This is a genomic window from Parerythrobacter aurantius (assembly GCF_045291475.1).
GTDB lineage: Bacteria > Pseudomonadota > Alphaproteobacteria > Sphingomonadales > Sphingomonadaceae > Parerythrobacter > Parerythrobacter aurantius.
Map to the genome: position 1 here is coordinate 1647354 of NZ_CP147985.1, position 13217 is coordinate 1660570.

Annotated in this window: 11 protein-coding genes, 1 pseudogene and 1 CRISPR repeat array (1 of these 13 only partly in view); of the genes and pseudogenes, 5 read left to right on the forward strand and 7 right to left on the reverse strand. The window is 60.0% G+C overall.

Annotated elements, in window-relative coordinates:
- Positions 1–85: direct repeats of the CRISPR family, unit length 36 nt; unit sequence GTTGCAGCTGGACCGCGATTTCTGAACTGCTATCCT; it begins 280 nt to the left of the window's first position.
- A gap of 75 nt (positions 86–160) precedes the next feature.
- The 7 genes and pseudogenes from cas2 to WAB17_RS08185 form a co-directional block, all read right to left on the reverse strand.
- Positions 161–466, reverse strand: a complete 306-nt coding sequence (gene cas2, locus WAB17_RS08155) for a CRISPR-associated endonuclease Cas2 (protein WP_435416861.1) — start codon at positions 464–466, stop codon at positions 161–163.
- A 38-nt stretch (positions 467–504) separates the two neighbouring features.
- On the reverse strand, positions 505–1200 hold the full coding sequence (cas1, locus tag WAB17_RS08160; RefSeq protein ID WP_435416862.1) for a type II CRISPR-associated endonuclease Cas1: 696 nt from the start codon (positions 1198–1200) through the stop codon (positions 505–507).
- Between the two features lie 28 nt (positions 1201–1228).
- A pseudogene (locus WAB17_RS08165) lies at positions 1229–1441 on the reverse strand (type II CRISPR-associated endonuclease Cas1); the annotation flags it as partial.
- A 79-nt stretch (positions 1442–1520) separates the two neighbouring features.
- Positions 1521–4706 carry a type II CRISPR RNA-guided endonuclease Cas9 gene (gene cas9 / locus WAB17_RS08170; protein WP_435416863.1) on the reverse strand — a complete coding sequence of 1062 codons (3186 nt, stop codon included), beginning with the start codon at positions 4704–4706 and terminating at the stop codon, positions 1521–1523.
- 452 nt (positions 4707–5158) lie between these two features.
- Entirely contained in the window at positions 5159–6493 is a 1335-nt protein-coding gene (locus WAB17_RS08175) for a reverse transcriptase domain-containing protein (RefSeq protein WP_435416864.1), read from the reverse strand.
- Positions 6494–6497: 4 nt separating this feature from the next.
- Complete coding sequence (locus WAB17_RS08180; protein WP_435416865.1) at positions 6498–6704, reverse strand: helix-turn-helix transcriptional regulator; 207 nt, start codon at positions 6702–6704, stop codon at positions 6498–6500.
- Between the two features lie 166 nt (positions 6705–6870).
- On the reverse strand, positions 6871–8034 hold the full coding sequence (locus tag WAB17_RS08185) for a tyrosine-type recombinase/integrase (protein WP_435416866.1): 1164 nt from the start codon (positions 8032–8034) through the stop codon (positions 6871–6873).
- Positions 8035–8312: 278 nt separating this feature from the next.
- On the opposite strand from WAB17_RS08185, the gene WAB17_RS08190 reads away from it, so the two are divergent.
- The 5 genes from WAB17_RS08190 to WAB17_RS08210 are packed head-to-tail and all read left to right on the forward strand — an operon-like array spanning position 8313 to position 13208.
- Positions 8313–10394, forward strand: a complete 2082-nt coding sequence (locus WAB17_RS08190; RefSeq protein WP_435416867.1) for a chemotaxis protein CheA — start codon at positions 8313–8315, stop codon at positions 10392–10394.
- Positions 10394–10837, forward strand: coding sequence for a chemotaxis protein CheW (locus tag WAB17_RS08195; protein ID WP_435416868.1), 444 nt, complete (start codon positions 10394–10396; stop codon positions 10835–10837). The genes WAB17_RS08190 and WAB17_RS08195 overlap by 1 nt, the downstream gene beginning before the upstream one ends.
- Before the next feature lie 54 nt (positions 10838–10891).
- The gene (locus WAB17_RS08200) at positions 10892–11257 is read left to right on the forward strand and encodes a response regulator (protein ID WP_435416869.1); all 366 of its coding nucleotides are present in this window, start codon (positions 10892–10894) and stop codon (positions 11255–11257) included.
- 11 nt (positions 11258–11268) lie between these two features.
- A complete protein-coding gene (cheB, locus tag WAB17_RS08205) occupies positions 11269–12360 on the forward strand; it encodes a chemotaxis-specific protein-glutamate methyltransferase CheB (RefSeq protein ID WP_435416870.1) in 1092 nt (363 codons plus the stop codon).
- On the forward strand, positions 12360–13208 hold the full coding sequence (locus WAB17_RS08210; protein WP_435416871.1) for a CheR family methyltransferase: 849 nt from the start codon (positions 12360–12362) through the stop codon (positions 13206–13208). Before cheB ends, WAB17_RS08210 begins: the two co-directional genes overlap by 1 nt.
- The last annotated feature ends 9 nt before the right edge of the window (positions 13209–13217 follow it).

A 13217-nucleotide genomic window follows, 5' to 3' on the forward strand; every position in this document is an offset into this window, starting at 1 on the left:
ATTTCTGAACTGCTATCCTACACCCAGCCAACGGACGAGCAGATCGAGCGTTGCAGCTGGACCGCGATTTCTGAACTGCTATCCTTGATGCGCTCTCAAACCGTTGAACAAAAACGTATTTAAGAGGCATCGGAGACAGCAAAATCCTTCTGCCCAAACGTCAGAAAAGGACAAGCTGGCCAGGATTCTTGCGCTGGCGAAGGCGTGACTGGCCGTCAAAGCGGATGATGTTCTCATATTGCCGGTCCGTAAACCCAAGGATGTGCACGTCGCCCTTGTCCGGCAAATTGCGTTCGATCCGCTTTACATTGGCCTCGTATTGCTCCTTGCCGGAACAGAACCGAGCATAGATCGAAAACTGGCTCATTTCAAAGCCTTCATCGAGCAAATACTCGCGGAACTTGGTAGCAGCCCGGCTTTCTTCCCTGGTGCCCACAGGCAAGTCGAACATCACCAGAATCCACATCAGCCGATATCCGCTAAGATGGGAGTGGCCATCGCCCTTCACCGCATTTCGCCGTTAGGGACATGGCGGGCGATGGCGTTCCAGGCGAGCTGCGCCGGGGTCTGGAACAGCGCCAGCTCCACTCGCCCCTGTTCAAAACTGGCCGCGAGTGATTGGGCCAGGCGTTGGATTGCTACGCTTGTGGGTGTCGTCGAACCTTGCAGGTCAAGATCAGCCGACAGCAACGATGCCAACCGGGCCTTGGCCTGGCCGTCCAGCTCGGCCAAGCCCTCCTCCACCATCTGATAAACAGCTGCATCGACCAGCGGGCGAAAAGGCTCGACCAGATCGTCAGCCAAGGCAAAGGCGTTCAGCCGGTTGGCGTGATGGAGCCCGATCGTGGGATGCAGACCGGCAGCGATAACCGCACGCGCCACGGCAGCGCGCATGACGGTGTAGCCAAAATTGAGCAGAGCATTCGCGCCGTCCGCGTCCCGATCCCTCCGAAAATCCTGGCCCATCAGCGCCGGCCAGTAACGGCGTGCCGCCTGTGCCTCAGCATTGGCTGTATCACCGGATTTGACCCGCTCGGCCATGAGGAGGAGTGCCTGCCTCTCTACTCGCCCAAGCGCGGTGAGCAGGCTTCCCTGATTGCGGACCTTCGCCTGCACCACGGCCTGCCAGGCACGTTTGCGAAACGGAATGCCGACATCCCATTGCGCGAAAGCGTGCGTTCTGGGCGTGGTGCCCTTCAACCGGAACCGTCATGGCGACGGGAGCATGATTGGCGGCGCACAGCACCATCATTGCGCCGCGTTCCGCCAGCTTGACGACTAGGTTGGTGGTCAAGGTTACGCCGTGGGCATGGATGATGATGGCGGCGATATCATCGAGTGCCACCCGTCCCATTTCCTCGCCACCGAGCGTGACGAGCAACAGGCCGCGATGGGCAGATAAATGCACTTCATCCGTTGCGATGTCGACAATCCGATTCATGCCTGACAGAAAACCTCCAGCATAAGCTGGGTCAATGTCTGACAGATCGAAGTAAGGACGTGGTTACTTTATCGTCGTTTCAATCCCGTGGGCCGGGATCGTGAACATGACCAAGTTCGTCGACGCGGATTTGGCGAGCATTTGATGCTTTCAAGCCAGATGGAGACGAGGTGAAATAACGAAATGGGTCCTCGCCCGCTTCATGACGTGATTTCAGAGCTCCTGCTTCATTGTGCTTGGCAAATGTAATTTCACCTCTTGCTGCAAACTTCACCACCCGCATGATCTCCCGCTCGCCGCCATCGCGCTCCACCGCCAGCAGATCATTCTGCCGTAAGCTGAGCACCTTCTTGGCTGCCGGATGCGGGCGCACCTCGGCAAAATCGCGCTGATGGGCATCGAACATCGTGATGATGCTGGAATGTTCGTTACCCTCGCGATCCTTCCACTTCGTTACCCATTTGCCATCCGGAAGGCGCCAGACGTCGAAGCGAGCATTGGCATCGCCCTTCACCGCCTTGTAGGCGCGGCCATCCTTGTCACGGATCGGGATCACGTTGAGCGGTTCGGTCAGGCGGACGCGGCGGATACCCTTATAGGGGCCATCACGTTTGGCGAATTTGCGCAGGGCCTTCTCGAAATCCTTGCCGCTGGTGCCGAGCGTTGCCTTGAACAAGGCCTCCTGCAAATCGTGATCGGGCATCCGCTCCGGGTCAGTCAGATCGGCAGGCTTGAGGCTGAGGAGCGGTTTGCGCGTGACGACGATCGGCACACCTTTGGCGTTGGTCCGCCCGGTCAGGCCATAGGCGGTATCATTGTGCAAACGGCCTGAGGTGATATCGCGATCCTTACGTGGCCTGCCTTTACGTCCGTGGTCGGGCTTGAAGCTGATCGTGGTGGCATACAGTTTTTCGCGCAGGTCCTCGTGGAAACCCTCCCATGGCTTTGGCAAGTCGGCAAACTGACGATCCAGATTCTGCTCCTCCGCACGCCCGGCGGCAGTGGCAATCTTCTGGATCATTCCCGCATCGGTCGCCCCCACCACTGCCGCGTCAATCGCATGGTGGCGATGGTCGAGCCGGTTCTTGGGCGCACTGGAATGCTCATTCTCCACCCAATTATGGTCGGGCAGGATATCGTTGAGGCCCCACAACCGGCGCAGCATGGCCGTCATGCGCCCTGTCACGGCATAGACCCGGCGCCCTTCGTCGGGCGTATAGAGGCTGGAGAGATATTTGCCCGCGATACGAGAGAGATACTGCGTATCAGTCAGCTGCCGGGCGATGAAACCGCCGTCACGCTCAACCCGCTCAATTGCGTTGGGGCCGAAGCGCCATTGCTTCGACTTGTGCAGCCGCGCTACCTGATCCCGAACGATCGGCCAGCGGTCGGTTTCGCCCCACCGCTCCCACGGAGTCTTGTTGCCCTTCTGCCGGTTACAATGGGTATGGGTGACTACCTTGTTGCCCACGCTATCGTCCAAGCAGCGAGAATAAGGGATGATGTGGTCGATATCTGCGGACCCGTTCATCAGCATCTCGATGGAGATCATCTCACCGCAATATGGGCATCGGCGATCGAGCGGATTGGCAGGGTTCAGGTGTTCCCATATGCGCAGTAGCATGCGGTTGCCGCCTGAATCGCGTTGGCCGATCTGCTCCAGCTTCTTGCTGCGTTCAGCCGCTGCATCGGTAGTCTGTTTGATGCGCCTGTTATGCTCGGCCTTCTGCTTTTCGTTGAGCTTCAGCTCGCGCGCCAGCTCGACATAGATATATTCTGGCCGCCCATATCGGCGGATAATTGCGTTCACCAGCCTGCGCAGCTGGTTGAGGCCAATATGGACGGTGGGGTTGGTGATCTTTCCCCACTGGCGTTCCAGTTCGTCACCATACTCCTCCTTGCCGGGCGCGATTTCGCGGGCGAGGATCTCGCCGTAATAAGGCAGTTCATCGTGGCACTCGCCCGTGCGATGATCGCTGTGTTGATAACCGGCACGCTCCGCCGCCTGCGCATAGGTGACGACATTGGCCTTCAGCTGTTCGAGCAGCGCGCTGGTGGCGGTGAGGCCGAACCGGCCATGACCATCGGGTAGATGGGCGTTGGCAATCGCTTCCGCCCGTTTCCGGTCCACGCCGCAATCCGATTGCAGCCAGGCGAGCAGCTTTTCGGTGCCTTCCTCGTTCAGCAGTCGTTCGATAATTTGCCATTGCCGCCCGACGGAGAAAGTGGTCCAGTCCGGCCCGAAACGGTCCTTGTGCATCAGTTCGGCCCGAACCTCATCGCCGATCAGATCCTTGCGGTTTTCGCTTTCCTTGTTGAAGCGTTCACCCTCCACAAGCTTGATCGTGCGGCCCAGCGTCTTGAACGCGACTTTCTTCTTGTCCTGCAATTTGAGGATCAGCTTGTTACGCTCGTCCAGTGTCAGTTTGCGCGAGGGTGCCCCAGCGGAAACCACCTCCAGTTGATTGACCTCTTCATAAAGCCGCCGCTGCTGGAACAGCGGATGCGCCTTGGGCAGGCGTTCTTCGTCTTCGGGAATGCCGTACCATCCAGCGAAGCTGCATCTGCCGACGACCTGTGCCTTCAGCGAACGCTGAAAAAAGATCACGCGCTGGATCGCAGCTCTTGTTTCATCTGTCAGGAGCGAAAGGTGATGCGGTGCTTGCGCGAGCCAGATCTGCTCGAACTCATGTTCGTAATGCCTGCGGTCCGGGTAGAAATCATAGCCATCGGCATCTTGCCGCATCCGCACGCGCTTCACGTCTTGTTGATACAGGAATTCGCCCAGTGTGCGCGCACCGGAATCCGCGATTGCTTGATCCAGCGCCTTGGTGCCGCCGGCGATCTTGCCGTCCTCACTGTCTTTGCTGACCCGGTCCGCCTTGCGGTTCGACTTGAACCCGCGCCGCTGGTTCAGGTGGAACAGCGCGCGGCCAATCTGATGCGGAGTAAGCTTTTCGTCGAGCGCACGAACACGCAATTCGTATGGATCCTCGCCATGCAGACCCCGCCCCGCGCCCTTGTCTTGCGGCAGAAGCCCATGCTTAATCAACACCACGACCAGTGCCGAACGTCGCCCGAGGTAGCGATCCCGCCGCCGACGCATGGCACGCGCATCGCGCCGGTCCACCGCCAGGCTCGACCCGGACTTGGGATCGCGCCCGTCGGAAAAGATACGCACGCCGATATCGCGGATCGTGTCGCCATCATAAAGACACCAGCCAATGGAATTGGTGCCGATGTCGAGACCAAGACGAGTAGCCATCCGATTCTCTCCGCGAATCTGTGTATAAGAAAAATTGCATCCCGCCAAACAACGGTCTAGAGGGTTTTCTTCAGAAATCGCAGGTCTGGTTGTGAACAAGCAGCTTGACTGCACCAAATAAGACGGGGGCTACGGCCCCCGTTTGATTCTTGGGAATATAGCACTGACCGCTGCCTGGGTTGGATTTCGGTTCTGTCGGTATTGCAGGACTTGCCCCGTTAGCACATGCTCTGCCTAAGCAAGCGCCTCGCTCAGCGAATGTCAGTTATTGGGGTTTTCAGCAGGATGTCGCAATGTTAGAGATTAGGGCGCAAAGCTGTCATGCTGTCGTCAGATGTGCCGGGCGATTTGAAATTTTCTGCAATTAGGTTCCAAGTCCCAGTTTTGTGCCATTTGCAAGTGAGGGAACTTGGCAGAACAGGGACACATTTAGCTTGCGTTTTAGAACTGGCTTAAGAGGGTGTCTTATAGAGCGCTTCGGACAGCTTATATCCCAACGTAGGGTGATGCTTGAACGGAACACCCGGTTTGTAGTCCGAGGCAAGCTGGTAGATCGTATGCTCGAAATTCTCATCCGCGCCCTTGTTGCGCGGCCAAGCTGCCTTCGATTTGCGCCACTCCTCACCTTTTTCCGTACATCTAGCCAGAACCTCGTCCCAGTTCTTCGGCTCATGCGACTCCAAGTGCCAATAGATTTTCGCGAAAAGCGTCTCCCACGACTTATGACTCGGCATGATCCGACATTTGCCCGCTAGGCGGAGGTAACCGTTGCAAAAATGATACCCGACATGGGTCGGCCCACCGCGCTGCGATGTGCGTACTCTACAGCAGTCTTTGAAAAAGAATGGCCCGGCAGGATGTTCCGCCATCATAAGCGTGAGCTGGGCTTCAACCTGCTCTATGGTCGTGCGATCGCGAGCACCAAACACAAGATCATCCGTGAATGATCCCATGTAGATTTCAGTCTCAGGAAGCCCCTGAAACACCCGTCCGATCAGATCGCTCGCTATCACGTTCGACGCTGGGGAGCCTTGCGGCAAACCCTGCCGGGCCATCTTCTTTTCTTCTTCGGTCCCTCCCTTCATAGGGAGATACCTGTTTGCACAAATCACCCATCTCAGAACCTGCCACGGCAGATTCAGGTCAGGGAGTTTGGCAGGTCTGATGGACGGGTAGAAGTTGGAGACATCAGCTGAAAGCCAATACCTCAATCCATTTGCAATTTCGTCGCCAATGCGACGGGCGGCGGTATCGGGTCCGCGCCACCTTTCGTTGAAGTCGTAAGGGTTGCGGTGTCCTGTTGCAATGAGGATGTCAGCGACCAGTGCCTGCAAGGCAAGAACGTGCTTCGGGAAGCTTTGGACAGTCCGCTTACCACCGCAGGGCTTGGGAGTTACTTCGAGAACAATCATCCCCTTCTGTTTTCCAAAGGGGTTCAGGCGCTGCCCCATTTTGTCGAGTACATCCTTCGAAAGCTTAGACGCCTTGAGGTCCTTTAGCGGCAACTTGCGATGCGCCATTACGTAGGCAAAGGCCTTCATTTGCTTGCTGTTCAACGCAAGGCCAATAAGGGCGCGGCATTTTCCATTGTCGCCGGAGATGGATGCGCGCCGCAACCTACGCATCCACTCCTCATGCGCTTCCGCAACTTCGTAGATGTACTCCCTATCAGCTTCAGATAGGTCCGAGACTTTTAACATTAAATCACGGGTTTCGCGGGCTCGTTCTAGGACCCGCATAATCGAATGACGCGCGCCAAGTGAATTGCCGATAAGAAAGCCGGACATGTTGCTAGATCGACTTGCCGCTGTGATCGATTACCGGATCGCAGGTCTGCTCCGCCAAGTAGGCATCCAGATCGCTCTTCCTGTAGCGAACACCTCTGGCTCCAACCCTGACATAAGTCGGCCCCATGCCCGTTCGCGCCCAGCGTGTGAGCGTCCCATAATGGACATCCAAATATTTTGCGGCCTGAAGGCGAGAGAGAAGAGGCGGCATACGGTTCCCCTTGTAGAGGGAAGGCAGCGCAGCCACAGGAAGGCTACGTGCCTTCCTTGGTCTTCAATCGCAGATAGCTACACAACAGCATGACAAATGCAAGCCCCTGCGCTTCTGTATGTGCCAATGTTCTCATAAGTTATTGAAATTGCAATAATTGCACAAGCTATTCGAGTGCATTGGTTACGCTTTGCGCCGCTTCCTTCAAAGCCTCGTCATACAGATGCGCATAACGTTTTGTAGTGTGAGGCTGGGAATGCCCAAGCAGTGCGCCAATCACCTCAAGCGATGCCCCTTTTGAGACCAGCAAGCTGGCGAAAGAATGGCGGAGATCGTTCAAGCGGCAATTCGTGATCTTGCATTCTGCAAGGAGGGATTCGAACGTCTTGCGCACCTCGGTCAGGCGGCCCGAATGGCCGATGCCTGGAAATACAAATTCCTGACCGTTTGCGCTTTTCTTCCGCTGAGTAAGAATCTCAACCGAGGCATTGCTGAGGTGAACGCGCTGTCGCCGCCTTTGCTTTGTCTTAAATGACGGGATATCCCAATGGGCGCTCTGAAAGCTAATTTCATCGTAGCGCATCGCCAACACCTCCGACTTTCGAGCGCCGGTCATCATTAGGACCGCTATGGCATCCGCACTCGCGTCACCCCGTCGTTTGTTCAGCGCGATGCTCAGGCGCTTCATTTCCGTTACGGTAAGATAGCGCTCGCGCCCCTCCTCCTTATCTCGAATGACCCCCTTTCCAGCAGGTTTTTTTGATATCAGCCCTTCAACCTCAGCTCGTGCGAGAACTACTCGAAGATGACTATGGCAGCGGTTTGAATATATCGGCCCCGACTCTTTGGTGACCCGGTCTAGAAAAGCTTGAATGTCAGACTGAGAAAGCTGTTTGAGCTTTGTATACGGTCCGAGATGAGGAAGGATTTTACGTTCCCAAGATGCTTTGAAATCGCGCTGGTGTGCCTCGCTTCGCTTGGCCAGCAAGCTGTCCCGGTACCAATGCCAATATTCTCGGAGGCCGACCGCATCTCGCTCGGTCTTCTTCTCGATCGCTGGGTCAATGCCCTGATCGACCAGCCTGCGCAGTTCCTCGGCACGCTTCCTTGCCGCGCCGATCTTCCAAGGGCCTAACTCGCCAATCGTAATCCGTTTCTCCCTTTTGTCAGGTGCCATATAAGAAAAGACGAACGCCTTGCGGCCCGAAGGGTAGGCCTTGAGGCCCAACCCCCTCGTGTCCGAACATCGATAGAGCTTTGCGCTCTTCGTGGGTGCCTCAACCGTGTCGCAAAGTTGCTGGGTGAGGCGGGTCGTCGATTTCCTCGGCATAGGTCCGATCTAGGTCCGAACATCAATGCGCATTTGCGCTTTTTGGTGATACCTCATGCTACAACCAAACTCGTAATGTTTCCAAGGAATATCGGGGATAATCGTAGAAATCCGCTACTATGCCCAAGGCCTCGGTCACTGACTTTTAATCAGTAGGTCACTGGTTCGAACCCAGCAGGGCTCACCACCTTCGCCCGGCAGATCTTTTGCGGGCCTTACCCTCCATTAACCATCCGTCGCCATAAGGCTTTTCCGAAAGCCGGGCTCTGGGGACACCGATGGACGATCTGCTGGCAGAATTCATTGCCGAAACGCGCGAGATGCTGGACGCGCTCGGGGGCGAGCTCGTTGCCTGGGAGGCCGAGCCCGACGACCGCGAGCGGCTCGATGCGATCTTCCGTTTCGTCCACACGGTGAAGGGCAACTGCGGGTTCTTCGACTTCCCGCGCCTGGAAGCCCTCAGCCATGCGGCCGAGGATGCTTTGGGCGAGGTTCGCGCCGGACGCCGACTGCCCGACGAAGCGCTGGTCTCTGCCGTCCTCGCCATCATCGACCGCATCGGCGAACTGACGAACGCGGTGGAGGCGGGCGAGGAAATCGCCGCCGAAGGCGACAGCAATCTCATCGCCGCCCTCGCCCATGATCCCGACAAGGCCGAAGCCGCCTCGCTCGCCAAGCCGGGCAAGGACGGCGAAGGCAAGGGGCGCGCGTCGGCCAGCAACCAGCGTTCCATCCGCCTTCCGGTCGAACTGCTCGACCGCATGATGAGCGGCGTTTCCGACCTGGTGCTCGCGCGAAACGATCTTGCCCGCGTGTTGGGCGAACTGGGTGCCGATCCGCGCATCGACGGTCCGTTCGAACGCATAACCGCCATTCTCGACGACGTTCGCGACGCCGCCACGCGCATGCGGATGCAGCGCATCGAGTTCCTGTTCTCGGCCTTGCCGCGGCTGGTGCGCGATCTCGGCCAGGAACTGGGCAAGCAGGTGATGATCGACCTCGAAGGCCAGGATGTCGAGCTCGATCGCGAAATGATCGAATCGATCCGCGATCCGCTCACACACATCATTCGCAACGCCATCGATCACGGGCTCGAGCCGCCGGCACAGCGGATCGAGGCAGGCAAGCGGGAAATCGGCGTCGTATCGGTATCCGCCCGCCAGTCCGGCAACCAGATCTACCTCGTCGTCAGCGACGACGGGCGCGGTATCGACGCGGACCGGCTGGTCCGGAAAGCCATCGAAAACGGGATCCTGAACCCGGACGACGTTCCCGGCATGTCGTTGGCCGACAAGCACAACCTGATCTTCGCGCCCGGGCTTTCGACCGCCAGCGAGGTAACGTCGATCTCCGGCCGCGGCGTCGGCATGGACGTGGTGCGTGCCAACATCGAGAAGATCGGCGGATCCATCGGCGTCGCGAGCGAGCCCGGCGCAGGCGCCACCATCCAGATGCGCCTGCCGCTGACGCTCAGCATCATATCCACCCTGACAATCATGAGCGCCGGCCAGCGCTTCGCACTCCCGCGCTCGGGCGTCGAGGAAGTGATCTTCGGCGGCGATCCCGATCTCGGCTACACCGAGGTCGGTGACGGCCGCTTCATCGCGTTCCGCGGCCGGCGCATTCCGTGCGTCCCCCTGTCGGAAGTGCTGGGCCAGGACAACGACCTGCCGATGCAGGAGCGGACCTTCATCGTAGTGCGGCACTCACCGACCGAAATCAGCGCCGTCGTAGTGGACAAGGTGCTCGACCACGAAGAGGCCGTCATCAAGCCGGTCGCCCCTGCCATTACGGCGACGCGGCTCTACACCGGGGCGACATTGCTTTCGGACGGCACTCCCGTCCTGGCGCTCGATATTGCCAGCATCGCGATCGACCATAGTATCGTGACCGACAGCCGCTCGCGCGCGATCGCGCTCGAGATCGAGCAGGCCGAAGCAGCAGCCGAGAAGGATGCCATGCGGGTGATGCTGTTCGTCGATCATGAGGGCCAGCAGCGCGCGGTCGAAATGGACCTGGTCGAGAGGATCGAGACCATCGAGACCGCTATCGTGGAACGGCATGCCGGCAGTAGCCGGGCTGTGATCGATGGCCGGCTGCGCGTGCTTGGCGGTATCGACGACCGTGCCGTGGAAACCCAGAAACTGCGCCTGTTGCGCCTGCGCGATGGCGGCCGCGAGGCTTTCTTCGTCGTTCGCGCCATCATCGACGTCGCCGCCATCGAGGAAGATGTCAGGAAAGGTGCCGAGGAACGGGGTACGCGCGGCTACGTCGTGGTCGGGGGGCGGGCAATCCCGCTGCTCGATGCGGCCGATGCGGTCGCCCGCTGGGGCGATCCGTGCGAGCAGGAGGCACATTGATGATCGGAGAATTGCTCCTCGTCGCCACAGTGGGCGGACGCAACATCGCTCTCCCGGCCGCCGACGTAGCTTCGGTGAGCGAACTCGAACGGGTAACGACGGTGCCACGCGCGCCGGCGTGGATCGAGGGTATCGGCGCCCAGCGCTCCCGCGCGCTGACGGTCGTCAATTGCCACCGCGCTATCGGCTTGCCGGGCGAGGCGGCAACAGCCGGCGGCGAGACACGCTGCATCGTCGTGAAGATCGACGAACATCTTTATGCCCTGCGGGCCGACGCCATCCTCGATGTCACCATAGCCCAGAGCGATGTGACCCCGGTTCCGACGGGCCTCGGCAACGAATGGCGCTCTGTCGCGACAGGCGTGATCGAGACATCGTTCGGCCCGGCCGTGATGATCGACGTCCGGGCTGTCATCGCCGGTCCGCAGCGGCAAGCGGCTTAATCACCTGGTTACCATGTCGCGTTACAGTGGGCGCGACCAACAAGGAATGCAGCAATGAAATCGTGCCTGATTGTCGATGATTCGCGGGTAATCCGGAAGGTTTCGCGGCATATCCTCGAAACCCTGGGATTTGCGGTGGAGGAGGCCGAGCACGGCCAGGAAGCCCTCGCCAAGTGCGAAACCGCCATGCCCGACGTAATCCTGCTCGACTGGAACATGCCGGTGATGAGCGGGATCGAGTTCATCACGCAGTTGCGCGGTCGTCCCGGTGGCGGGGAGCCGAAGGTGGTTTTCTGCACCACGGAGAACGATGTCGCCCATATCCGCGAAGCGATCGATGCCGGTGCCGACGAATATGTGATGAAGCCCTTCGATCACGAAACACTGCAGATCAAGCTCCAGCTGGTAGGCTGCGCGTAAAGGAGCCCGTTATGGGCTCCGCCCTCGCACATGATCGGCGCGGCGGCGGACCGGTAATCGCCAGGCCCGGCGCAATCCGGGTGATGGTGATCGACGATTCGATCACGGCACGATCGGCCCTCAGCCGCACGATCGAGGCCCGCCGCGACATGACGGTGGTCGCCACGGCGGGCAGCGCCGAAGTCGGTCTCGAACTGCTCGACGATCGCACGGCCGATGTCATCCTACTCGACCTGGAAATGCCGGGCATGGGCGGGCTCAAGGCCCTGCCTGCCATTCTCGCCAAGGCCAACGGCGCCAAGGTCCTGGTCGTCTCGACCTTGACGACGAGAGGGGCTGAGCCCACGCTGGCGGCGCTTGCCATGGGCGCGGCCGACACGCTGGCCAAACCCAGCAGCGGCAATTTCGGGGAAGCCTATCGGGGCGAGCTGCTCGGCAAGATCGTCGCTCTGGCGACGCCGCTGCGGACGAAGGCTTCCCAGCCTGCCGTCCGCGACCCGGCTCCTCGCCCGGCGCGCTCCCGCATCAAACCGGGCGTGATCGCGATCGGTGCATCGACCGGCGGCATTCACGCGCTCGGGCGCTTTTTCGGCGCCCTGCCGCAGGCTGTAAATGTGCCCATTCTGGTGACGCAGCATCTGCCCGAAGCCTTCATGCCTGTTTTCGCCAGGCAGATTGCCAGCATGTCGGGCCGAGCGGCCATGGTCGCCGAGGAAGGCATGCCGCTGCGGCCAGGCGAGGTGATGATCGCGCCCGGCGACGGGCATCTAATGCTGAAAGAAGGGCCGGACGGTCCGGTAGCAACCATCGGCCGCTTCGATGCGCCGAGCGGGTGCCGCCCGTCGGTCGATCCGATGCTGGAGTCGGTGGCGGCGCATTACCGTTCAGCCGGCTGCGGCGTGGTCCTTTCCGGAATGGGTCGCGACGGCACGCTGGGCGCGAGGATCCTCGGCGATGCCGGTGGCCTGCTGCTCGCGCAGGACGAGGAAAGCTGCGCCGTCTTCGGCATGCCGCGCGGGATCGTCGAGGCCGGTCTTTCTGCCGAAACCTCCCCGCCCGAGCGTCTGGCGGCCTTTATTGCAGCGCGGGCGGGAGCAGCGTGATGGATGTCAATTCGGCCTCGCTGCAAATCGTCGCAGACCTCTTGCGCGCCCGCACGGGGCAACATCTCGGGCCGGGGCGGATGTGGCGCATACCCGGGGCGCTGGCGGGGATTTTTCGCGAGCATTCGGTTTCCAACGTCGACCAGCTGGTGTGCCTCCTCGCCGAGCCCGGCGCCGACAGGCTGGCGCGGGAAGTGGTCGAGGCGCTGTTGAACAACGAGACCTATTTCTTCCGCGACAAGGTCATGTTCGACATGCTGGGCGAACGGGTCCTGCCGCAGCTTTGGGAAAGTCGTGCCGCCCAGCGGACCCTGCGCATCTGGTCGGCCGGGTGTTCCAGCGGGCAGGAACTCTATTCGGTCGCAATGTTGCTCATGGCCCAGCGCGAACGATGGGCGGGCTGGAAGCTCGAGCTGGTCGGGACGGACATTTCGCAAAAGATCATCATGACCGCGCGCCAGGCGATGTTCTCGCAATTCGAGGTGCAGCGCGGGCTGACGGTCGTCCAGATGCTCGGCTATTTCGACCAGACCGATCACGGCTGGTCGCCGCAGGAGTCACTGCGCCGGATGGTCACGTTCCGCGAACACAATCTGCTGGAGCGGCCGCCGGCAGAGGCGCCATTCGACCTTATCCTGTGCCGCAATGTCCTGCTCTATTTCGATCCAGTCAATCGCAGTCGCGTGTTCGAACGCCTGCGCGAAGGCATAGCGCCGGACGGCCTGTTGATGCTCGGCGCGGGCGAGACGGTCGTCGGCCAGACCGACGCCTTTGCCCCTGCGAAGGATGGCTCGGGTCTGTACCTGCCCCAGCGCAGTGCGCACGCGCCCGTGCGGAGGTTCGGATGATGCCGGAAA

Bases quoted from the DNA above. Each gene is read 5' to 3' on its own strand.
- cas2 (WP_435416861.1), bottom strand. From the start codon at position 466: ATGTGGATTCTGGTGATGTTCGACTTGCCTGTGGGCACCAGGGAAGAA.
- cas9 (WP_435416863.1), bottom strand. From the start codon at position 4,706: ATGGCTACTCGTCTTGGTCTCGACATCGGCACCAATTCCATTGGCTGG.
- WAB17_RS08175 (WP_435416864.1), bottom strand. From the start codon at position 6,493: ATGTCCGGCTTTCTTATCGGCAATTCACTTGGCGCGCGTCATTCGATT.
- WAB17_RS08180 (WP_435416865.1), bottom strand. From the start codon at position 6,704: ATGCCGCCTCTTCTCTCTCGCCTTCAGGCCGCAAAATATTTGGATGTC.
- WAB17_RS08185 (WP_435416866.1), bottom strand. From the start codon at position 8,034: ATGCCGAGGAAATCGACGACCCGCCTCACCCAGCAACTTTGCGACACG.
- WAB17_RS08190 (WP_435416867.1), top strand. From the start codon at position 8,313: ATGGACGATCTGCTGGCAGAATTCATTGCCGAAACGCGCGAGATGCTG.
- WAB17_RS08195 (WP_435416868.1), top strand. From the start codon at position 10,394: ATGATCGGAGAATTGCTCCTCGTCGCCACAGTGGGCGGACGCAACATC.
- WAB17_RS08200 (WP_435416869.1), top strand. From the start codon at position 10,892: ATGAAATCGTGCCTGATTGTCGATGATTCGCGGGTAATCCGGAAGGTT.
- cheB (WP_435416870.1), top strand. From the start codon at position 11,269: ATGGGCTCCGCCCTCGCACATGATCGGCGCGGCGGCGGACCGGTAATC.
- WAB17_RS08210 (WP_435416871.1), top strand. From the start codon at position 12,360: ATGGATGTCAATTCGGCCTCGCTGCAAATCGTCGCAGACCTCTTGCGC.